This window comes from Caballeronia pedi, assembly GCF_001544915.2.
Taxonomy (GTDB): domain Bacteria; phylum Pseudomonadota; class Gammaproteobacteria; order Burkholderiales; family Burkholderiaceae; genus Caballeronia; species Caballeronia pedi.
Window position 1 is genome coordinate 36,287 of the sequence record NZ_FCOE02000032.1, and the last position, 20,512, is coordinate 56,798.

The 20,512-nt window shown below is 63.3% G+C and carries 19 protein-coding genes; 7 read left to right on the forward strand and 12 right to left on the reverse strand.

Translation table 11 applies throughout. The features are described 5' to 3' along the window. The first annotated feature begins 204 nt into the window (after window positions 1–204). The 6 genes from AWB80_RS32000 (at window position 205) to AWB80_RS32025 (ending at window position 7,828) form a co-directional block, all read left to right on the forward strand. A complete protein-coding gene (locus AWB80_RS32000) occupies window positions 205–585 on the forward strand; it encodes a PAAR domain-containing protein (RefSeq protein WP_061178737.1) in 381 nt (126 codons plus the stop codon). A gap of 28 nt (window positions 586–613) precedes the next feature. Beyond that, window positions 614–4,045 carry a DUF6531 domain-containing protein gene (locus AWB80_RS32005; RefSeq protein WP_061178691.1) on the forward strand — a complete coding sequence of 1,144 codons (3,432 nt, stop codon included), beginning with the start codon at window positions 614–616 and terminating at the stop codon, window positions 4,043–4,045. Beyond that, the gene (locus tag AWB80_RS32010) at window positions 4,002–4,664 is read left to right on the forward strand and encodes an SMI1/KNR4 family protein (RefSeq protein ID WP_143328180.1); all 663 of its coding nucleotides are present in this window, start codon (window positions 4,002–4,004) and stop codon (window positions 4,662–4,664) included. The genes AWB80_RS32005 and AWB80_RS32010 overlap by 44 nt, the downstream gene beginning before the upstream one ends. Before the next feature lie 12 nt (window positions 4,665–4,676). Then, window positions 4,677–5,273 (forward strand): SMI1/KNR4 family protein, encoded by a 597-nt coding sequence (locus tag AWB80_RS32015; RefSeq protein WP_061178693.1) that lies wholly within the window; start codon window positions 4,677–4,679, stop codon window positions 5,271–5,273. 64 nt (window positions 5,274–5,337) lie between these two features. Next, the gene (locus AWB80_RS32020; RefSeq protein WP_061178694.1) at window positions 5,338–6,369 is read left to right on the forward strand and encodes a pentapeptide repeat-containing protein; all 1,032 of its coding nucleotides are present in this window, start codon (window positions 5,338–5,340) and stop codon (window positions 6,367–6,369) included. A 43-nt stretch (window positions 6,370–6,412) separates the two neighbouring features. Then, on the forward strand, window positions 6,413–7,828 hold the full coding sequence (locus tag AWB80_RS32025) for a DUF2169 domain-containing protein (RefSeq protein WP_061178695.1): 1,416 nt from the start codon (window positions 6,413–6,415) through the stop codon (window positions 7,826–7,828). A gap of 12 nt (window positions 7,829–7,840) precedes the next feature. Here the strand turns inward: AWB80_RS32025 and AWB80_RS32030 are convergent, their stop codons facing one another. The 10 genes from AWB80_RS32030 to AWB80_RS32075 form a co-directional block, all read right to left on the reverse strand. Continuing rightward, window positions 7,841–10,099 carry a M48 family metalloprotease gene (locus tag AWB80_RS32030; RefSeq protein WP_160147493.1) on the reverse strand — a complete coding sequence of 753 codons (2,259 nt, stop codon included), beginning with the start codon at window positions 10,097–10,099 and terminating at the stop codon, window positions 7,841–7,843. A gap of 7 nt (window positions 10,100–10,106) precedes the next feature. After that, window positions 10,107–10,592 carry a hypothetical protein gene (locus tag AWB80_RS32035; protein ID WP_061178697.1) on the reverse strand — a complete coding sequence of 162 codons (486 nt, stop codon included), beginning with the start codon at window positions 10,590–10,592 and terminating at the stop codon, window positions 10,107–10,109. A gap of 227 nt (window positions 10,593–10,819) precedes the next feature. Continuing rightward, on the reverse strand, window positions 10,820–12,034 hold the full coding sequence (locus AWB80_RS32040) for an SAM-dependent methyltransferase (RefSeq protein ID WP_061178698.1): 1,215 nt from the start codon (window positions 12,032–12,034) through the stop codon (window positions 10,820–10,822). After that, a complete protein-coding gene (locus tag AWB80_RS32045; RefSeq protein ID WP_061178699.1) occupies window positions 12,031–12,801 on the reverse strand; it encodes a DUF1365 domain-containing protein in 771 nt (256 codons plus the stop codon). The genes AWB80_RS32040 and AWB80_RS32045 overlap by 4 nt, the downstream gene beginning before the upstream one ends. Next, entirely contained in the window at window positions 12,798–14,099 is a 1,302-nt protein-coding gene (locus AWB80_RS32050) for an NAD(P)/FAD-dependent oxidoreductase (RefSeq protein ID WP_061178700.1), read from the reverse strand. Before AWB80_RS32050 ends, AWB80_RS32045 begins: the two co-directional genes overlap by 4 nt. A gap of 91 nt (window positions 14,100–14,190) precedes the next feature. Beyond that, on the reverse strand, window positions 14,191–14,787 hold the full coding sequence (locus tag AWB80_RS32055; RefSeq protein ID WP_061178701.1) for a lipocalin family protein: 597 nt from the start codon (window positions 14,785–14,787) through the stop codon (window positions 14,191–14,193). Next, on the reverse strand, window positions 14,784–15,887 hold the full coding sequence (locus AWB80_RS32060) for an SAM-dependent methyltransferase (RefSeq protein ID WP_061178702.1): 1,104 nt from the start codon (window positions 15,885–15,887) through the stop codon (window positions 14,784–14,786). The genes AWB80_RS32055 and AWB80_RS32060 overlap by 4 nt, the downstream gene beginning before the upstream one ends. After that, window positions 15,884–16,687, reverse strand: a complete 804-nt coding sequence (locus AWB80_RS32065) for a DUF1295 domain-containing protein (protein WP_061178703.1) — start codon at window positions 16,685–16,687, stop codon at window positions 15,884–15,886. Before AWB80_RS32065 ends, AWB80_RS32060 begins: the two co-directional genes overlap by 4 nt. 90 nt (window positions 16,688–16,777) lie before the next feature. Further along, the gene (locus AWB80_RS32070) at window positions 16,778–17,512 is read right to left on the reverse strand and encodes an anti-sigma factor (RefSeq protein ID WP_061178704.1); all 735 of its coding nucleotides are present in this window, start codon (window positions 17,510–17,512) and stop codon (window positions 16,778–16,780) included. Continuing rightward, window positions 17,509–18,114: a sigma-70 family RNA polymerase sigma factor gene (locus tag AWB80_RS32075; RefSeq protein ID WP_061178705.1), complete on the reverse strand. Its 606-nt coding sequence runs from the start codon at window positions 18,112–18,114 to the stop codon at window positions 17,509–17,511. The genes AWB80_RS32070 and AWB80_RS32075 overlap by 4 nt, the downstream gene beginning before the upstream one ends. Window positions 18,115–18,210: 96 nt before the next feature. Between AWB80_RS32075 and AWB80_RS32080 the strand changes: the two genes are divergently transcribed. Beyond that, a complete protein-coding gene (locus AWB80_RS32080; protein WP_061178706.1) occupies window positions 18,211–18,750 on the forward strand; it encodes an SRPBCC family protein in 540 nt (179 codons plus the stop codon). 6 nt (window positions 18,751–18,756) lie between these two features. On the opposite strand, the gene AWB80_RS32085 is transcribed toward AWB80_RS32080, so the two are convergent. Both AWB80_RS32085 and AWB80_RS32090 read right to left on the reverse strand, forming a co-directional pair. Then, the gene (locus AWB80_RS32085) at window positions 18,757–19,815 is read right to left on the reverse strand and encodes an extracellular catalytic domain type 1 short-chain-length polyhydroxyalkanoate depolymerase (protein WP_061178738.1); all 1,059 of its coding nucleotides are present in this window, start codon (window positions 19,813–19,815) and stop codon (window positions 18,757–18,759) included. 34 nt (window positions 19,816–19,849) lie between these two features. Next, window positions 19,850–20,266 carry a hypothetical protein gene (locus AWB80_RS32090; RefSeq protein ID WP_061178707.1) on the reverse strand — a complete coding sequence of 139 codons (417 nt, stop codon included), beginning with the start codon at window positions 20,264–20,266 and terminating at the stop codon, window positions 19,850–19,852. Window positions 20,267–20,512 lie beyond the last annotated feature (246 nt).

Here is a 20,512-nt window from a genome sequence, read left to right on the forward strand (position 1 = left end):
GGTCGCGGTGCGCTATTCGGGTGGACGAACCCTGGCCGTCAGAGGGCCGGTGACCGGTGCGGAGTACGTCGTCTCGGGAAGCCGCCGCATCGTCTGGATGGATCTTCGCGACGCCCTCGTATTGACGCGAACACGGCTTTTCGCGCTCGATCGCGCCGCGCCGCACGCGCCCGGCGAACCGGGCGAAACATCAGGAGCATGATCATGGGAAAACCCGCGGCACGGATCGGCGATACGACGAGCCACGGCTCGCCGCTCCTGGGTCCCGGTTGCCCGACGGTTCTGATCGGCGGAAAGCCGGCGTGGCGGATCGGCGATCAGCACACCTGCCCGATTCCGAATGCGCCGCCACCCGCGGGACCGGGGACGCCGCATGGACCGGGCATCACGACGCTGGTGCCGGACGGCGGCTCCGGCATGTGCCTGATCGGCGGCAAGCCTGCCGCGAGGATGGGCGATATCGTCATGGAGGCCGGCGCCATCGTGCCGCTGCCGCCGCCCAATAACATCGTCTCGGGAGAGGTCACCGTGCTGATCGGAATGGGCGGCGGAGGTGGCGCACCGTACTGTCCTACTTGTTCATGAAGCGGATCCGCACGAAGAGGGCGTGAGCATGTGCAATGTCGATGTCGTCACGGGGGAACTCACACGTGTATCGACCGATCTCGTGCTGACCGGCGCCATTCCCTTCGAATTCTCGCGGATGTATTCCAGCAGCGACGGCACGCCGGGGCCGCTCGGCCACGGCTGGCGAACCAGCGCGAATCTCTTTCTGCAATGGGACGAAAAAGGCGTTGCCTTTCACGACGAGGACGGCGAGAGCGTGAGACTGGCGGTCGTTTCCGGAGAGGGACGCGCGCAAAACGAGGATGCAAGCATCACGCTTCAGAAGGCGGGCGCCTTGCTGCTCCTCGGTCGCGGCGACCGCAAGCGCTATTACTTCGAGGCAAAGCCGCGCGAGAAAGGCCTTTGCCGGATCGATTCCATCCGCGACCACAACGATCGGGCGCTGACCTTCCGTTACGGTGCATCCGGAATGCTCGCGAGCGTGATCGACACTGTCGGGCGCGAGGTGCTGTTTCGTTACGACGACGCGCAACGTATCGTCGGCATCGGCCTCCGGGCAAATGTCGAAGACGCACACGTATCGCTCGTGCGCCGCTTTCTGTATGACGCGGCGAGCGACCTCGTCGAAACGATGGACCAGATCGGACGCATCACGCGGTATGAGTATCAGGATCATCTGATGACCCGGGAAACCGGTCCGGACGGCAACGGCTTCTACTGGGTCTATGACGGCTCCCGGCGTTGCGTCATGTCCTGGCTCGAAGGCGGCGTCAAATTGCGGCGGTTCCGCTATGACGATCGCCGCGGCCGGGTGGAAGTCTGCGATTCGCTCGGACAGCGCACGCTTTACGAGCGCGACGCCGGCAACCGGATTGTTTCGGTGGTCGATCCGATCGGCCGCCTCGTCACGCATGCCTACGATGCGTCTGGCCTTCTGATCGCCACCACCGGCGGTGATGCGTTCGGCCGCGCGGTCAGCGTGTTCGATGAAAGGCAAAACTGCCTGACCGTCGTAAGGGCGAATGGCGCGACCGCGCGCCATTTCTTCAATGAGGCCAATCTGCCGGTTCGTGTCGAAGACGATGACGGAAACGTTTGGCTGAAAGAGTACGACGAACGAGACCGGCTCGTTCACAGCATTACGCCAGGCGGATTCGAATGGCGCTTTTCATATGCGGAAGAAGGCTACGTCAGCCGGGCGATCAATCCATGCGGACATGCGATCTTTCAGGACCGGACCCGCAACGCGATGCGAATGCGGGACGAATTCGGCGTTCTCTATCAGCGCGAGTACGACGCCGTGGGCAACATGGTCGCACTCGTCGACGGTGCGGGCCGGCGCACCGCGTTCCAGTACGATGCGGCGGGCAGACGAACGGGCATTGTTTTCCCCGATGGAACGGCGAGTCACTGCACATATGACGCCTACGACAACATCGTCACGATGACCGATCCGCTGGGCCGTACCGTGCGCATCGATTTCGACGCGGGCGGTATGCCGGTGCGTGAGACCTTGTCGAACGGAGATGCCTTCGAACTTCGATACGACACAGAGCAGCAATTGACTGGAATCGTGAATCTGAATGGCGAGACTGCGAGCATCTGGTACGACGCCGTGGGACGGCTGCGCGGCATCACACTATTCGATGGACGGACCGAGCGCTACGACTACAGCGATTCGGATCGTCTGAGCCAGATCACACGGCCTTCCGGTCGAAGGATACGAATCGACTACGACGACGACGGCGCGGTCGCAAGGCGGATCGCATCGGACGGGACGACTACATCGTTCGCCTATCGCAAAGGACTGCTCGAATCCGCGAGCAAGGGTGACATCCGCTTCGATCGCACATTCGATTTCCGAATGCGCATGGCTGGCGAGACACAGGGCGCTTTTCAACTGGCCTTCGCCTACGACAGAATCGGAAACCTGCTGTCCATCGACGCCAGTTTCGGCCGTTCGACGCGCTGTGACTACGACGGCAGAAGGCGAGTCGTCGCGATCCGCGACTCCGCGCTCGGCGATTACAGATTCGTCCACGACGAAGTCGATCTGCTGAGGCAGACGCACTTTCCGGGCGGAGCGCGCATAGAGAACACCTTCGATATTCAGGATCGACTCGTTCAGGTCGAAGCATTCGACGCTCACGGTCATCAGCGTCTTACGCTCACCTATGCCTACGACGCCGCGGACCGTCTCGTCAGCGAGACCGTGATGCACGCCGCGGAAGTCCGCACCACGCGCTACGCCTATAACCATCGCGACCAAGTCGTGACCGTGTCGCGTCTCGAAGAAATCGTGGAGCGCTACGCCTACGACGCCAACGGCAATATCGTGTCGAGTTCGCGTAGCGGGGCGGCGATCATCGGGCCGGGGGACAAATTGCTTCAGTTTGGCACGACGCTTTTTCAGTATGACGACGACGGCAATCTGATCGAACGTCGCGACGAATCCGGCGTGACGCGCTTTCACTATGACGCGGAATATCGTCTTACGCGCCTGAGCGCGCCGGATGGCAGCGTGATCGAATATGCGTACGACGCCATCGGCCGGCGGGTGCGCAAGCGCAGCGCCGGCCGTGAAACACGGTTTTGCTGGAACGGCGAAACGGTCTATCGGGAAGAGTCCGATGACGGTGTCGTGGATTATCTGTTTCTGCCCGACTCATTCGTGCCGCTCGCCTTCGCGCGCGACGGCCACCGTCTGTACTGTGTGATGGGGCAGAATTGCGCGCCTTGTGCCTTGCTCGATGAGACGGGAAACCTCGTCTGGCTCCGCGATTCCGACGTTCTCGGAAACGAAATGGCCGAGACGCCGGATACGCGCTGCCCAACCGCCTATCTCGGGCAATACACGGAAACCGGCAGTGCGCTTCGATATAACTATCACCGCTACTACGATCCGCGTATGGGCCGATTCATCAGCACCGATCCAATCGGTCTGAGCGGCGGGTTGAATCTCTATCGATTCGTCTCGAACACGCTCACCAGGATCGATCCGCTGGGCCTGTTCGAAATCGAACTCTCCGCACGCTGCGACTGGAACAAGGATCAAAAAGCTGCATTCGAGGAAAAGGTGAAAAGATACACCGACGCGATCAACAAGGAAATAAAAAAAGGGAACGAAGGTATCTTCATCAAGAAGTGTGACCGGATGGCGAAGAACTTGCGCGCAGAATACGAAAAGTGCAAGAGTCCGGAAGGCCCTCCGCAGAACAAGTCGCCGAAAGACAAGGGCAAACCTGTCGACTGCAAGGACGATATCGACCATATCGTGGACTGCCAGATGGGCGGTCCGCAATCAGGCGACGAATTATGCGAGAACCTTCGCCCCGTCAACGCAAGTGTCAACAGAAGCCTCGGGTCGCAGGTGAGAAATCAGTTGAAGGACAAGAATTTCAAGCAGGCCTTGACGGCGGTCAGCATCGTACAGCGTGACTGCAACGGTGAGTCAGTGCGTACGCCGGATTGCGTGTAACGGAGCGCATACCCACTCAGGAGGACTGAAAATGAATGCAGCAGAATTGGAAGAACTGGTGCAACGCGTGCACGAGATCTTCAACGAATACTCGCTGTCCAAAGGGCTCACACCTGGCAGCCTGCCGTACCCGCCCGCCGACCCGGCGGCCCTTGCCGCATTCGACGAAACGCACGCGGACTGGCCGCCCTCGTACAAGGCTTTTCTGTCGCTTCACAACGGCTGGGAAAACTTCGCGCTCGTGTTCACCCTGATCGGAGCCAGCGGGGCACATACCGAAAAAGCGCTGACACGCATCGAATTGACGATGCGGACCTTCAATGAGAAATGGGCCAAACGCTTCGGTTCGCCGACGCCGGAGAAGATCGCGGAATTCGAAGCCGGCGCGGACCTCGACAAGAAAAAGGAGCTGGACGCGGGCATCTATCTGCCGCACATGATGGTCTTCGGCACCGACTTCGCGGGCAGCCTCTACTATTTCTACAACGATGGCAAACCGCGGAAGGAAAGACCGGTCGTCGAGCGCGACGTCTACGGTGAAATCATTTGCGTCTATGACGATTTCCAGGCGTTCCTGCAAGGGACGCTGAAGTTCCACCTGAGATTGCTGAAACGATGAGGCAATGCGGCAATGGATGACGAAAGTTATCGGGCGCTCGTCGGGGAATTGCGAACGGCGCTCGCGAAAAGCACGGCAGGGAAAGACGCAACTGCGTCGATACCTGCCTGGCCGCTTCCCGCGCGCAACGAAGATATCGAGGCCTGGGAGTGTCGCAACGGCGAGTCGATGAGTCCGTCCTACAGGACGTTTCTTCTGATACAGGACGGCTGGCCCGACTATGCGTCCGACTTCACCATTGCCGGCGCGCTTCCTGCGAGATTCGAGGCGGCGTGGCGCGATATCCGTGAGACGGTCGAGATCGAGCGCGAGGAATGGCGGCAGAGCTTCGGAGAGGACACGCCCGAGGCGATTGCCCGCTATGAGCGCGAAGGCTCCGGACTCAACGAACTCGAGACCGACTATTCGCCCTACGTACCGGACAAGATTTGCTTCGGGACGGATTTCAACGGCGGGCTGCTGTTTTTCGATCCCGCACGCAGGAGTCGGCGCGGCGAGATGCAGGTGTTTCGATGGTATGTCGGCGGCGGTACGCAGGCGATCTTCGAATCGTTCGCCGCCATGCTTCGCGCCGATCTTGCGGAACTGAAGGCGCAAGACGATGCATGACCGGCATGCGCGGCGCATGTGTCCATACGCAGTAGGGAACGAGTCGTCAAGCAGGAGTGAAGCGATGCAGAATGCGGGCAACGACGTAACCTCGGACGCCGGGCCAGAAGCGTTTCCGGGCGGTCGTCTCGACCTTTCGGGACGCGATCTGCGTCATGGTTCGTGGAGTGGCGCGGACTGGCGCGGCGCCGACCTGCGCCAGTCCGACCTGTCTCATGCCGACCTCACAGGCGCCACGGTGGATGACGCCGCGCTCGGCGAGGCTCTCATGGCTGGATGCAGACTGGTCGGCACACGATTCGAAAACGCGTCACTGGATAGTGCGGTGTTGCGCGGGAGCGTCGCGTGTCGGGCTGATTTCAGGCGAGCCAGCTTGAAGGAATGCGATCTGGCGCAGTGCGACTTCAGAGATGCGTGCTTCTTCGAAGCGCGCCTGCCCAACGCCGAACTGCAACATGCCCGGCTCGCGCGCTGTGACCTGCGCAATTGCCTTCTCGAGGGCGCCAATCTGGCTTATGCGAATCTGAGCGAAGCCGACCTGCGCGGTGCGGATCTGACGGGGGCCAACCTCAAAGGCGCTCTGTTGTGCGGAGCCGATCTCGGCGGCGCGTGCCTGTCTCACGTGAATCTGACGGAAGCCACGGCGCCTCGCGCCAGGTTCGAGGGAACGGTTTGCGATGGTGCAACGGCCATGCTCGCGGACTTCTCTTTCTGCCGATTCATCCACACGAGAGCAGAGCGCGCGGACTTCAACCGCGCCACTTTTCATGCCTCCCGACTCGAACATGTTTGCGCATCCGATTCATCGTTCGAGTTCGCGGACTTGCGTGATGCGACGATCATCGAAAGCGGCTTTCAACGAGCCTCCTTTGTCGGCGCTGCGTTCGACGGCAGTTCTGTATCGCTTTCCAGCTTCGAGGAAGCCGATTTTTTCTGGATCGAATCGGCGTCGTCATCCTTGATTCAATGCGCCACGACCGGTGCGCGCTTCCCGGATACGGTCAACGTGCGATATGGCCCGGCTGGAATCAGACCTCCGGCTATCGTCGTCGCACGGCTGAGTCGCACTCCCGAACTCCGAAACCCAGGGCAGTGAGTTCCGGCGCCAGCCAGAACCGGATCGACACGTACGCATTCTCATGAAACTGATCGTTTTGGAAGGGCCGGCCAGCGGGCGCGCGTTCCCGATCGACCGGGATGTGAGCCTCGAAGTAGGGCGCGCCCCGCAAGTGGATTTCAGTCTGCCGCAGGATCCGCACCTGTCGCGCCGACATTTTTCGCTCACTTGCGAAGACGGCGGGTGTCGAATTCAAGACCTCGGAAGCGCTAACGGAACCGCACTGGATACGGGGCAACGCGCCACCACGGGCGTGCCCATCCCCGTGCTTCCGGGACAGCGCATCCGCGCCGGAAGTTCGGTGTTCACGCTGATCGAAGAAGACGGTGCGCGAACCCATGTCCCTGGCGTCCCGGGCCTCAGGCTGACGAACGCTACGCCGTTCCCGGCCGCGATGATGCTTTGGGAACATCCGCCGGGCCGCACGAATGTGAGCGTCATCGTCAAGGCGACTTTCGAGATCGGAGCCAACGGCGACATAAAGATCGCGGGCAGGCAGATTCCGGTCTTCAGATCGGATCAGGCCACGGATGAGCGGGCCGAAGCGCAGCCTCGCTTCGAATCGGACATGGTGCCATGGAAGGTCCGGACGGACATTCTGCTCGTCGGACACGCCTATGCTCCCGGAGGTGTCGCCGTCGAAGGTCTCCACGCGCGTCTCGAAGTTGGATCGTTGCGTCATGCCGTCGCGATTCACGGCGATCGCCATTGGTTGTTCGATCCGTTGGCCGGGATCACGCGTCCGGTCATCACGCGGCCAATCCCCTTCACAAAAATGCCGCTGGGATATGAACGGGCATTCGGCGGCTTCGACAAGCGGGCCTCCCGCTATTGTGAGAACAACCTTGCGGGCAGAGGATTCATCGGCGCATGCACGCCGCAGAGCGTTCACGGTGTTCGCTTGCCCAATCTGGAGCGGGTGGATTCCCAGATTCGAAAGTGGGACGATCACCCGTCGCCAGTCGGGTTCGGCGCGTACGGCCGAGGATGGATGCCGAGGCTTGGACACGCGAACCGATTGACGGAAAGCCTCGTCGGCGAGGAGCCATCGTCCGAGACAGTGGATGAGGGGCTGGCGTTCTACAACAGCGCGCATCCCGAGCTTCAGATCGCGGGCTATCTGCGCGGCGACGAAACCGTCACGCTGACGAACCTGAGCGACGTTCCGAAGCTGAGGTTCAATCTGATGCCGCTTCCGCTGCGTGTCGGAATCGCGGGCGTAACGGCGATGGATCACGCCGCTGATGAAGCGCGCACCGCCGTCCAGTCTGACGTCGATGCGATGCAGATCCAGGAAGCGGCGGCGAATCTGGACACGCTGGTGCTCATTCCAGACGAACATAGGTTCTATCAGGTTTTTCGTGCGATCGTGGATCTGTCGAAATTCGGCGAGGACGCGCTCTGTGAGATTTCGATCCGGCTTCGAGCTAGTCCGTAATCCTGCATCGATTCAAACGTCGTGGATCGACTTGATCCATCCCGCGACGACCACGAGCCCGAGCGCGACAATGGCCGCCTTGTGCGCCACGGACATCCCCTGCTGCCGCTCCGCACGGCGAACCTTGCTGACGAGCGCCCCCATCAGACTCGACTCCAGCGTCGACTGCGCGCTCAGTTCGATGGTCACCAGCGCCCCGACGCTCATCACGATGCCCGCGACCGAACCGGCGCACAGTCCATAGAGCGCATTGAACGCGCCGGGCCGCGACGCCGCGATGAACGCCGCCAGCACCGCTGCGCACGCCACGGGAATGATGAGCACGAATCCGCTGCTGCCCGCGCGCTCTGCAATGCGCAGGAGCACGGCGAACGGCGCATAGACAGCCGCGTCGATGCCGCCGGGCAGAAGCTTGCGAAATCTGAGCAGTTCGATCCAGAGACAGAACACGAGGCCGGCGGCGATGCCTGTCGACACTGCGCGCGCCGGACGGAATTCGATGAAGTTCAAGGCGCGTGCGGCGTGCGGTCCGGCGTCGAGAAACACCCAGCCGGATAGGGAGCGTTTGCGGCGCGCGCGCCCGAACCAACGCGAGGACCAGGGAAAGAGCCATGCCGCGAGCGCCGCGACGACCATCGGCGGCGCGATCATGACGAGCGACGTGTAGAAAGTATTGTGAGGCCCGAGGAATACGAGCGAGGCGGACGCGTACGTGCCCCACGCGAACATCGTCGCGACGCCCGCGACGGCGATGCCGCCCGTCAGCATCAGCACCGGCAGGGGCGAGCGGCTTGTCACGGTCACCTCGACCCACGCGGCGGCCGCGCGCGCGATCCAGTCGCAAAACAGCCAGCAGCCGACGAGCGCGAAGACGAGCGCGATGACGTGAACGTCGAGCATCGTCATCGCGTTGTCGGCGGGAATGTGCGGCGTCGTTGCTCCGCCCCAGAGAAACTCCGCGCCGAGCACGATCTGGTTCAGAAAGTACCCGAACGCGAACAGCGCCCCGGCGGCGGCCGTGCCCTTGACGGGATCGCGGCCGTTCAGCACGGCCGCATAGGCGCCGCGCCAGACGCCGGTGCTGAGCGCGCCGATCGCGAAGATCATCACGACGAGCGGCGTGCCCAGCGATATGACGACCGACATGCGCGCGACCGCCGCCGCGGAACCCGCCGGAACGAAGCCGATCAGAAGGCCGTTCGCCGTTTCGATGACGACGCCGGCCGCGAAGCCGATGCCGAGCGCATCCCATTTGCCGAGCCGAAAAAGCGGCGTGGTGTCGACGAGCACGGCGCGCCTGGCTTCGGCACGCGGATGCAGGTTCAGATATGCCCCGGGACCGTGCGTCGGCGCGGCGTTCATGCGCGCGAGCACGCGATCGACCTGCGCGGGCGAACCGTCCCATTGGGACGCCTGAACATCCGCATAGAACTCACGAACTCGCAGCACCGACGCGCCCGAGAGCAGCACGAGCGCGCTCCATAGCACGGTTTTCGCGAGCAGAAAGACGGACTCATGCCACACGCGCTCGGTCAGCGCGACGACGCCGAGCAACGGAACCACGCTCACGATGACGAAGGCGAGACACGCCGAGATCGTCATGAAGGTCTTGTCGATGTCGCGGTTGCGGATGTGCGCCAATTCGTGAAGGATGATCGCGCGAAAGGCGGACGGGTCGGCGTAGAAATAGTTCGCCACGAAATACCCGCTGAGCGCGACGAAATAGTTGCGGCGGCGTCCGAACGTCACCGGCAGACCGCTCGCGAGCGGATTCCATACGAAGACGGGCACGCGGTTCAGTTGCGCTTCCTGACACAGGCTGGTGAGCGCATCGAGCAGGCCGGGAGGATCGTCCTTGTGGATCGGCGTGAGACGCTGCGTCTTCAGCTTCCAGAGAGGAAAGAGCCAGTAGAACACGCCGCCGAGCGCGAGCGTGACGATGATCCCGACGATCTTCCATGTCGATTGCGGCCTGAGCATCGCCATGCAGTTCGCCACCTGTGGGGCGAATTGCGCGCGAATCTCCGACGCTGAGAGCACGTCCTGAGCGCGCAGGCCGGGATCGAATACGCCCGTGACCATGCTCGACGCGCAGGCCGCCAGCGCGTCTCGTCCTTCGAGATGGATGCTTTCCCAGAAGTGTGCGTAGAACTGGCTGCTGACACAGACGATCAGAACGATCAGCAGATCGAACCGAAGCGTGATGTCGGACGGAAAGGGCAACGGATTGAGCCGCGCTCCATGCAGTCCCGAAGCGGCGTCGTTCGACACGATGCCTTCAGTCTTTTTGCAGCACCAGCTGTGCGACGACCGCATCGGCGAGCCGCTGCGCCTGGGCGGATTCGAGACGCAGGCGTTTGCCGGCGGCGATCACGTGCTGATGGACGTCGCCCAACTGTTCGCGGGTCAGGACGGGCGCGGGGTCGGCGCTGGCATCGGCTTCGCTGCGCCGGAACATCTTTCTGACGAGTATCGACACTTCTTCGCCGACGGCGGTCTCCGTCGCCTTGAGCGCGATGCCACCCAGTATCGGCATGATTTCGGAGACGACCTGTAGGATCAGTGGCGTGAAGAGAATCGAGAACCCGTCGGGGCCGAAGCCGAGCGCGGCGTCGCGGTTTTTCGATGCTTTTTTCGCGGCGTCCGGGTCGGCGAACCAGGCGGCGCTGACGGTCTTGAAGAGGGGGAGTTCCTGAGGTGCGATCTGCGTCAGGACATCGCGGGAGAGGTCCCGGATCAGCGTGTGTTCAGCGGCATTGTCCATGAGCCGGTCTCCGACTGCGGAACGCGTGGTGTCGGCTTGAACGTTAGGTTTCGGTTTCGTCGATGTCAAAGAGAATTGGTCGGGATAACGGATTGGGTGGGTGGTTTGGCTGAATGGGAAAGGGACAAGAAGATTCGGCAATGGCTGGCAAATACGGTATCGCAACTAACCGTCTTATCTATCACCGCCAGTAGATTGACGTACCCATTGACCGGCAAGCGCTCGTACTAGCAATCAGCACGCACCACCAGAAAATGCATCACATCCGTGCGCCCCTCATCGAACCCAGCCTCGCAATAAGCCAGATACAACCGCCAGACGCGCACGAAATGCTCATCGAATCCCAGTGCGCGGACCGCGTCGACGCGGGCTTCGAACGCATCGCGCCAGCATCGCAGCGTGCGCGCATAGTCCGCGCCGAACGAAAGCGTCGCGTGCGCCGCAAGTCCCGCGCGCCGTGCCGCGCGCACGAAGCGCTCCGGACTCGGCAGCATGCCGCCCGGAAAGATCGTCTCGCGAATGAAATCGCTCGACGCGCGATACGAGGCAAAACGCTCATCGTCGATGGTGATCGACTGCACCAGCGCCTTCGCGCCCGGCCCGAGACAGCGCTTTAACGTACGAAAAAAAACCGGCCAGAACGCCTCGCCGACCGCCTCGAACATTTCGATCGCCACGACCGCGTCGTATTGTCCGCGCAGATCGCGATAATCACGCAATTCGATATCCACGAGCCCATCCAGTCCTTCACGCGCGAGGCGCTCGACGGCGAACGCGTGTTGCGCCGGCGAGATCGTCACGCCGTGCACGCGAATGCCGAGGCGCGCCGCGTGCCGCGCAAAACCGCCCCATCCACAGCCAATTTCCAGCACGCGCATCCCCGCAGACAGCCCGAGCGTATCGACGATGCGCTGATACTTGCGATCCTGCGCGGCCTCGAGCGAAAGCGCATCGTCACCGTCGAACCACGCGCTCGAATAGGTCCACGTCGGATCGAGCCAGAGCGCGTAGAACGCATTGCCGATGTCGTAATGCGCGTGAATGTTGCGGCGGCTGCCCGTGCGCGTATTGAGCCGCAATCGATGACGCAGGTTATGCCAGCACTGCGCGACGACCCCGCCCGCGACGGTGCGCGCCAGCGCCGCCTCGTTGCGGATCGCGAGCCGCAGCAGCGCGCACGGATCGGGCGTGTCGAGCCACTGCGCGCGATACGCCTGCGCAAAACCGATATCGCCCGCGCGCAGGATCGCACGGCACGCGCGCCAGTCGTGAATGGCGAGACACGCGGCGGGCTGCATGAGCGGATCGCCGAACACGTAGCGGTCGCCGTCCGGCGTGATGAGCACGAGATGCCCGACGCGAATGCGACGCAGCAGACCGAAAAAAATCCGCGCGGACAGCGGCATGGCCGCTTGCGCGGAAAATGACCGCAGCAAGTTCATGTTCGAGCCTTGTGTTTCGTTTCCTTGGAACCGGATGGCTGTTTGCCGTGAAAAGGCACGCGCTTCATCCACAGCCGCAGCGCCTGCCAGTGAATCCGCACGATGACGCTCGCGGCGAACCACGGCTCGCGCAACAGCGTGCGCCATGCGATCGCGCCGTTGAGCGGCCGCGCGGAAAGACTGATCGCAGTGCGGATCACGAGGCCATCGCGGTCGCGATAATCGATCGACACCGACAGACGCTCGCCATGACGTCGCACGCGAAAGGCGTAATCGCCGACGACCTCGCAAAAAGGGGAGACGTGCAGCGTCTTGCGACAGACGAGCACGGTGTCGTCGACGATCGGCGCGTGATCCTTCGCGCTCAGCAGATAGCCGCGATGCTCGCCGAAGGTATTGCGCACATCGGCGTAAAGCGCGCGTAACGCACCCGCGCGATCGTGACAGAACCAGAAGCTCACGGGATTGAACGCGTAGCCGAACACGCGCGGAATTGTCAGCAGATGAATTTCGCCATCGGCGGGGATGCGCGCGTCGGCGAGGCACGCGCGCATCCAGAGATCGAGATCGCAGTCGTCGCGCGCACCGTAATCGCGCCTGAAAAGCGCGAGCGGCCGCACGCGGTCGATGCCGAACCACGCGCAACGCAGCGCATCGAGTTGCGCGACATCGCAATAGACATAGCGCGCCGGATAGTCGAAGCGATGCCGCGCCGGACGCAACCGCTCGTGCATCACGCGGCCAGTCAGCCATTGCGCCGTTCTCATGGCGTGGCCCAGGCCGGCTGCACGCCGAAGTCGCGCGCGACGCGTAGCGCCGATTTCAGGCCATCCTCGTGAAAGCCATAGCCGGTCCATGCGCCCGCGTGCCAAGTGCGGCGCATGCCTTGAATGCCAGGCAGGCGCGTCTGCGCATCGATGGCGGCGAGATCGAAGAGCGGATGCTCGTACTCGTAGCGGCCGAGTTGCGTGCCGGGCGCGGGTTCATCGACAGGATTGAGCGTCACGACGACAGGCGTCGTGAAAGGCAAGGGCTGGAGCTGGTTGATCAGATAGCTCACGCAGACCGGCGCGGCTTTCCCGCGTGCAAGTCCCGAGCGCGCGCCGATGTAATTCCACGCCGACCACACGCGCCGACGGCGCGGCAGCAGCGCGCAATCCGTGTGCAGCACCGCGAGGTTGCGCTGATAACGCACGGCGCCGAGCAGCGCGCGTTCGTCCGACGAAGCATCGTCGAGCAGGCGAAGACTCGTCGGCGCATGAGTGGCGAGCACGACGGCATCGAAGCGTTCGGGGCCGGCAGCGTCGGTCATCACGATGACGCCGTCGTCGTCGCGGCGCACGCCTCGCACGGGTGCGCGCGTGCGCACGTCGTCGAGCGTGGCCGCGATACGTCGAACATAATCGCGCGCCCCGCCCGCGACCGTCCTCCACGGCGGGCGATCGTTCACCTGCAGCAGGGCGTGATTGAGGCAGAAGCGCAGAAAAGTCGAGGCGGGAAAGCGCAGAATGTCGTGCGCGGCGCTGGACCAGATCGCCGCGGCCATCGGCAAAAGATAGTGCTGCTGAAACGGCGCACCATAACCGCCTTCGACGAGCAGTTCGCCGACCGAACAGCGATTCGCGCTCACGCGCTCCAGATGCCTGTGCGCCGACGCGTTGAAACGCAGGATATCGCGCAACATGCCGAGAAACGCCGGCGAAAAAAGATTGCGACGCTGCGCGAAGACGGTGTTGAGATTCGCGCCCGCCCATTCGAGGCGTCCGCCGTCGAGCGACACGGAGAACGTCATTTCGCTGCGATGCGTGGCGACGCCGAGTTCGTCGAAGAGGGCGATGAGGTTGGGATACGTGCGGTCGTTGAAGACGAGAAAGCCCGTATCGACGGGATGATGCATGCCATCGAGCGCGACATCGACGGTGTGCGTGTGACCGCCGAGATAATCGGCCGCTTCGAACAGCGTCACGCGATGCGCGCGCGCGAGCAGATACGCGCTCGCGAGACCGGCGATTCCCGCGCCGATCACCGCGATGCGCTGACTTCCTCCTCGTATCGATACGTTCATTGCCGGGTGGTCTCCTCGCGCCGCCTGGACGCGGTCGCATCTACAGATACGAAAGAACCGCGCACACGGATGCACGCGCGCAGGCGCTTCGTCACTCACGCTGCCCGGGACTCTGAAAGCCGGCCTTGCCGATCTGTTCAGGCGATTGCGGCACGCGCCGGAAACGCGCGGTGTCGTAGCCCATCGCGTCGAGGCGTGCGATGAGCGAGCGATAGACGTCGTCGCTCATCATCGGCTCGCGCGAGAAGATCCAGCCGAGCTTCTTGTTCGGGTAACCGAGGATCGTGTAGCGATAGTCGGGATCGACGTAGAGCGTCAGTTGCGTCACATGAATCGGCCAGAACGGCTGCACGCTCCATTCGCCGCCGTTGCTGCCGGGCTTGACGGTATCGATGAAGTGATAGGTCGTTTCCGCTTGCGCGAAACTGTTCTTGCGGCCATGAAAGATGTCGTCGATCCTGCCGTCCGCGCGCAGCGACCATTCGACATGCGTGCCGACGTAATCGCGCTCGGCGAAGTACGGAATGTTCGCGATCACGTACCAGCGCCCCATGTAGCGCGGTATGTCGACGGCCACGGTTTCGAGCGGCTGATGCGCGCGCGGATTGGGATTCGGCGGGCTCGAACAAGCTGCCATCGCCACGACGACGCCAGCCGCCAGCAACGCGACGACGAGCGCGCGCTTCATGACGCCACCTTCATCGCACGCGGCTTGAACAGCATGTGCGCGACGCCCCATTCGCCGCCGCGCGCATAGCCGAACAGTTCGGCCACCGCCATGTAGAACATGCGCCAGCGCTGAAACCAGATCGCGGCGGCTTCGCCGTAGACATCGCGAAACATCGGCAGGATGCGTGCGCGCGCGGCGTCGAGCGACGCGAGCCATTGATTCGCGGTGCGAGCGTAGTGCGTGCCGTTCACCCACCATTGGCGCGTGATGCGCAGATCGTCCTGGAAATGCAGCAACAATGACGCGGACGGCATCGTGCCGCCGGTAAAGAAGTAGCGCGACATCCAGTCGCCGTCATCGCGCGATGTGAAGTGATACGCGAGCGTCTTATGCGCGAACAGGTGGACAAAAAGTCGTCCGTCACTGGCGAGCCAGTGTGCGATTTTTGCGAGCAGCAGGCCGTAGTGCTTCATGTGCTCGAACATCTCGATCGACAGGATGCGGTCGAACGGTGCTTCGTCGCGCGCGAATTCGAAATCGACGATATCGCCCGTCACGACGCGCAGATTGCCGAGTCCGCGCTGCCGCGCCCGCGCTTCGATGAAGCCGCGCTGCCCATGCGAATTCGACAGCGCGACGATCTGCGCGCGCGGATAGCGCGCGGCCAGCCACAAGGCGAGCGAACCCCAGCCGCAGCCGAGATCGAGAATGCGCTGGCCATCCGCGAGCTGCGCGCGCTCTGCATAGCATTCGAGCATCGCGACTTCGGCTTGCGCGAGGGTCTCGTCGCCGCGCGGATACAAGCCGCACGAATACTTGAGTTGCGGGCCGAGATGGGCCTCGAAAAACGCGTCGGGCAATTCGTAATGCTGCGCGTTGGCGGCTTGCGTATGGATCGCGATGGGGCTCGCGCGCAGTTCGGCGAGCAGGCGTTCGAAGGCTTGAGTGCGCAGTGCGTTGTCGTTCGCGTGCTCATCGACGAGACGCTGGCGGATCAGCAGGCGCATGCCGGCGCGCACGAGCGCATCGGGCACGAGACCACGCTCGCACGCGCGGATGATGCGGCTTTCATCGAGCGCGGGCATGCCGGCGGGCGTGTCGCGGGCGGTGATGTTCATCGGCTGGTTCTCCGCGTGTTCACGCAGGTTTTGCGCGGCCAGGGAATGAGCGCGCTCGTCGTGCGCATGTAGTCGCGATAGCCGTCGCGCGTCGTCGCCAGATGCGCTTCGAGAATTGGAATGCCCGACACCTTCAGCAGCAGCCATGCCATCAGCACGGGCGGCGCAAGCGTGGCCCAGCCCCACGGCAGTTCGATCGACAGCACCGCGTACGCGACCCAATGCACGCATTCGAAGAAATAGTTCGGATGACGCGAATAGCGCCACCAGCCCTCGCGGCACGTTTTGCCGCGCTGCGCGGGATCGGCGGCGAAGCGCTTCAGTTGACGGTCGGCGGCGGCTTCCCCGGCGACCGCGATGAGCCATATCGCGATGAACGCGGCGATGCTCAGCGGGCTCGCCGCATCGGGCGCATAGGCAGGCACGAGGAACGCGACGGCCAGTAATGCAGAAATGAGCGCCTGCAACTGGAAGAAGCCGAACATGTTGCGCGCGGCGCGCGTGCCCCAGCGTTCACGGAACGCGCGATAGCGCCGGTCTTCCGGCTTGCCGTGATTGCGCCGCCACAGATGCCGCGCGAGCCTGGCGCCCCAGAGCACGCCGCCCGCCGCGACGCACGCGCGATTGACCGCCGCGCCCGTCGCACACGCACCGATAAAGAGCGCAGCCGCGCCGAGCGCGGCGGCCCAGACCGGATCGACCATGCCGGCGTTTTGCGTGCGCAACTGCCAGAGCCACGCGGCGGAAAACACCAGCACGAAACCGATGACGACGATAAGGACAGTGACGACGACGGGCATGACGGCTCCGCGAACCTATGTTCACCGAGCCATACGGATGGGACGCGAGATCGGATGCAGCGCGATCGAAAATCGAAAGGACTGCAATCCTCAGGTGGAATGCATCTGGCCGGTCGCGAGCACGGGGCCGGTTGGCGCGCCGGTCGGCGATCCGCCGGGCGGCTCTTCCGACACCGCGAGCACGGCCCGCGCGCTCATCTGCGCGATGATCTCGGGCGGCAGCGTCATCGTCGCGGGTCGATCGGACGGGAAGACGCCGAGCGCGATCGGCTTCGCGTCCGGCGGGATGAGCCACAGTTCCGTCGCGCGGTTCGAGGGCACCGCCACGCTCGCGGCGGGCACGACGACCATGCGCGCGCCGTGCAGATCGACGGTCGCGGTCCAGTGCACGAGGCCGTCCTTGCGCGCGATCGACGCGACCATGTATTCGCTGGGCACGGCGGCTGTGGTCGGCGCTTGCGGCGCTTGCCGCATCCACACGAGGTTCACGCCGAGCAGCACGAGCGCGGCGACGCTCGCGCCCATCGCGAGCCAGCGCCAGACGCTCAGGCTGTCCCACCAGCGCTGGCGTGCGGGCGCGCCCGTTTGCGGCGTCATGAAGCCCAGATCGCGGCGGATACGCGTCCAGACGCGCTCGGGCGGAGCGATCGCGCGGATATCATCCGAGAGCGGCGCAAGCCGTTGTTGCCACGCATCGAGTTCGCGCTGCAACGCGGGATCGCGCGACACGTCCGCTTCGAGCGTCGCGCGCGCATCGGCATCCAGCACGCCGAGCGCGTATTCGGCGCAGCGCAGGTCGTCGTCGTTGGCGGCGGGCGTGTTCATTGTTCGAGGCAGGTCTTGAGTTGCATCAGGCTGCGGCGAATCCAGCTCTTCATGGTGCCGAGCGGCACGGCGAGCCGTTGCGCCAGTTCGCTATACGTTGCGCCTGTGAAAAAGGCTTCGCGCACCGCGCTCTTCTGTTGCGGCTCGAGCCGGTCGAGACAGTGTTCGAGCCGCCTCCGTTCCTCGCTCGATTCGGCCGCGACGGCGGGTGTCGGCGATTCGTCTGCGATTTCGGGCGCGTCGTTTTCGCCGAATGTTTCCTCGCGATGCTGCCGCATGCGGTCGATCGTGCGATTGCGCGCGAGCGTGATGAGCCAGGTGATGGCGCTGCCGCGCGTCATGTCGAAGGTATCCGCGCGACGCCAGACGGCGGCGAAGACTTCCTGAAGGATGTCTTCGGCTTCGCCGCGGTCGTGGATCATGCGCACGATCACGCCGAAGATTCGCGGCGAGGTCGCGCGATACAGTTCGTCGAACGCTTTCTCGTCGCCGTTTGCGACGTTCACGAGCAAGCCGTTCACGTGCTCGCGGCGCAGCCTGTCGGCGTCGTCGGAGGCATTCGCGTCGAAGTTACCGGTGCTGCCTGAGGTGATGTCCGTCATGGGAAAAAATGATCCGGACTGCGATGATGGCTGGGTATGTCGGGCAATATAGCATCGCGTTCGCGAATGCGGACGGCGATATGCGGAGCATGTTCGATGATCAGGACTCTGCTGGTGTTGCTGGCGTCGCTGTTGGTCATCGTCGGCGCGCTTCTGATTCCGTTGCCGCGCGACGTGTCGCCGGAAACGCGCATCGTCAGCGTCGTCGAGATACGGCGTGCGCCCTCGGTCGTATTCGACTTCGTCACGACGCCGGCGCATTGGCCGGCATGGCATCCGTCGTCGCTATCGGTGCAAGGGAAGGTGGACCATCCGCTCGATGTGGGTGAGCAGGTCGTCGAGGCGTTTCGCGTGGCAGGCAGACGCGGCCGCGTCGTGTGGACCGTCAGCGACAAAGCGTATCCAGCGAGATGGTCGATCGATGGTGTGATCGATGGCCGCGCCGCGGGCACGGTCACCTATGCGCTCACGCCGGAAGAGAAGGGCACGCGCTTCGTTCGCGAATTCACGTATCGCGCGCCTTCGCTGTGGTTCGCGCTCGTGAACCGGATCGTGCTGAAGGGCATGATCCAGTCCGAATCCGACGAGGCGGTGACGCGGTTGAAGCGCTTGCTCGAAAGCATGCCCGCAGGCTGAGGACGATCAGTGCCGGCGAGGGTGTGCGAGGAAGAAGCGCAGCATCTCGGCACTGGCATCGGGTCCGCTGGGATCGGTGTAGGTGCCGCTCGGGGAGCCGCCTGACCATGCGTGGGGTGCGCCGTGAATGGTCCATAGTTCGGCGGCTACGCCTTCTCTGGACGTCATTTTTTGGACCGAGTGTTTGCGCGCGCCGAGACCGGCAGCGGACACTGTCTCGTTCGCTGTGAATCCGCGCATCAGTTCGTGGGCGTTGGCGTGATTCACGGTTGCGTCGGCGTCGCCGTGAAATACGATGAGCGGGCATTTTGGCGTTGGTGCGTCGTGCATGCCCGCGCGGCCTGCCTTGGCTTTGACCTTGCCGCCGCGCATCGCTGCGAGCGCGGACGGCAAGTCGTGCGCGCTTCCGACGGGCAGCCCGGAATGAACGCCCGCCGCCGCGTACAGATCCGGATAGCGCTGCGCCATGATCGCCGCCATCGCGCCTCCCGCCGACAAGCCGGCGACATACACGCGCTTCGGGTCCACGCTGTGATTCGCCATGATCTCGCGCGTCATTCCCGCGATCAGCGATGGCTCGCCCTGATCGCGTTGCTGATCGCCCGGCTTGAACCAGTTCCAGCACTTCGACGCATTCGCGCTCTGCGGCTGGACCGGATAGGCGACGATGAAGCCGTGCGTTTCGGCCAGCGCGTTCATGCGCGTGCCGGCGGCGAAATCGTCGGCGTCCTGCGTGCAGCCATGCAGCATCACGACGAGCGGCAGCGGCTCATTGCGATAGCCGCTCGGCACGTAGAGCTTGTAGCTTCGCTGGCCGGCAGTATCGACGTAGCGTCGCGTGCTGAAGTGGCCGCGATCGAGCACGTCGGAGTCGGGTCGCGCGACGTGCGGGTGATGCCGCGGCGGCGTTTTATCGACGTCTGCGTGTTGTTGGGCGCGGGGTGCGGGTGTCCGCTCGCCACGCATGGCGCGCTTCACGACTTCCGCCGCGGCGGCGGCATCGTTGTTGCGAAAGAGGGCGAACGCCTCTTTCATCGAGTCAAGAAAGCCTTCATTGAGTTTCATGTTTTTTTCCGTTATCGGCATGGGAGTGCGGGCGCTAGCGGATCCGGTCCGCCAGCGCGGCCTTGAGTGCCGGTGATGCATGGAGCGCGCCGCGCACCAGAATCGAGTCGATCGTCGCCAAAGCGAGTTCGGGCGATACGTCGGTGGCGATGCTGGCTAGTCCCAGCACCTGGATTCTGAGTCGCTGATTGGCAGCGCGGGCTGCTTCGAGGTCCTGTTTCGAAAAGTGCTGGAGACCCAGAACGAGCTCACGGCGCGTCACCGTGTCCTTGACGACGGGCGCGTGAACCGACAGTTGATTGCGGATTGCGGTGCGGATCAGGTCCGTGCGGTTCGAGTAAAAGCCTTCTTCGACGAGCAGGTCGATTTGGCCCAGATCGATGGGACCGAGGTTGATGGTGATTTTTTCGGTCTCGCCGCCGCGAGGCTGGTTGAGTGGTTCTTTCGACATTTTGGGGTTTGGGGCATCCGTGTACCATCCATATGGATGGTTATAGGCTGATTTTCGGATGGAGTCAATGCTTAGGTTGGGTAGGTCGCGTGAGCTTATATGTTTACATAATGTTAATTATCACATTTTTCATTATCGTCAGATGTTTCACTTAACAGCCATTCATATGCGTTCGCTCCTTCGTACTACCATTGGACGCAATGGTTTTCCGAGTCGGCCTCGCTGTTTTCCCGTTCTCGATCGTGT

Bases quoted from the DNA above. Each gene is read 5' to 3' on its own strand.
- AWB80_RS32000 (WP_061178737.1), top strand. From the start codon at position 205: ATGGGAAAACCCGCGGCACGGATCGGCGATACGACGAGCCACGGCTCG.
- AWB80_RS32005 (WP_061178691.1), top strand. From the start codon at position 614: ATGTGCAATGTCGATGTCGTCACGGGGGAACTCACACGTGTATCGACC.
- AWB80_RS32015 (WP_061178693.1), top strand. From the start codon at position 4,677: ATGGATGACGAAAGTTATCGGGCGCTCGTCGGGGAATTGCGAACGGCG.
- AWB80_RS32020 (WP_061178694.1), top strand. From the start codon at position 5,338: ATGCAGAATGCGGGCAACGACGTAACCTCGGACGCCGGGCCAGAAGCG.
- AWB80_RS32025 (WP_061178695.1), top strand. From the start codon at position 6,413: ATGAAACTGATCGTTTTGGAAGGGCCGGCCAGCGGGCGCGCGTTCCCG.
- AWB80_RS32035 (WP_061178697.1), bottom strand. From the start codon at position 10,592: ATGGACAATGCCGCTGAACACACGCTGATCCGGGACCTCTCCCGCGAT.
- AWB80_RS32040 (WP_061178698.1), bottom strand. From the start codon at position 12,034: ATGAACTTGCTGCGGTCATTTTCCGCGCAAGCGGCCATGCCGCTGTCC.
- AWB80_RS32045 (WP_061178699.1), bottom strand. From the start codon at position 12,801: ATGAGAACGGCGCAATGGCTGACTGGCCGCGTGATGCACGAGCGGTTG.
- AWB80_RS32050 (WP_061178700.1), bottom strand. From the start codon at position 14,099: ATGAACGTATCGATACGAGGAGGAAGTCAGCGCATCGCGGTGATCGGC.
- AWB80_RS32055 (WP_061178701.1), bottom strand. From the start codon at position 14,787: ATGAAGCGCGCGCTCGTCGTCGCGTTGCTGGCGGCTGGCGTCGTCGTG.
- AWB80_RS32060 (WP_061178702.1), bottom strand. From the start codon at position 15,887: ATGAACATCACCGCCCGCGACACGCCCGCCGGCATGCCCGCGCTCGAT.
- AWB80_RS32065 (WP_061178703.1), bottom strand. From the start codon at position 16,687: ATGCCCGTCGTCGTCACTGTCCTTATCGTCGTCATCGGTTTCGTGCTG.
- AWB80_RS32070 (WP_061178704.1), bottom strand. From the start codon at position 17,512: ATGAACACGCCCGCCGCCAACGACGACGACCTGCGCTGCGCCGAATAC.
- AWB80_RS32075 (WP_061178705.1), bottom strand. From the start codon at position 18,114: ATGACGGACATCACCTCAGGCAGCACCGGTAACTTCGACGCGAATGCC.
- AWB80_RS32080 (WP_061178706.1), top strand. From the start codon at position 18,211: ATGATCAGGACTCTGCTGGTGTTGCTGGCGTCGCTGTTGGTCATCGTC.
- AWB80_RS32085 (WP_061178738.1), bottom strand. From the start codon at position 19,815: ATGAAACTCAATGAAGGCTTTCTTGACTCGATGAAAGAGGCGTTCGCC.
- AWB80_RS32090 (WP_061178707.1), bottom strand. From the start codon at position 20,266: ATGTCGAAAGAACCACTCAACCAGCCTCGCGGCGGCGAGACCGAAAAA.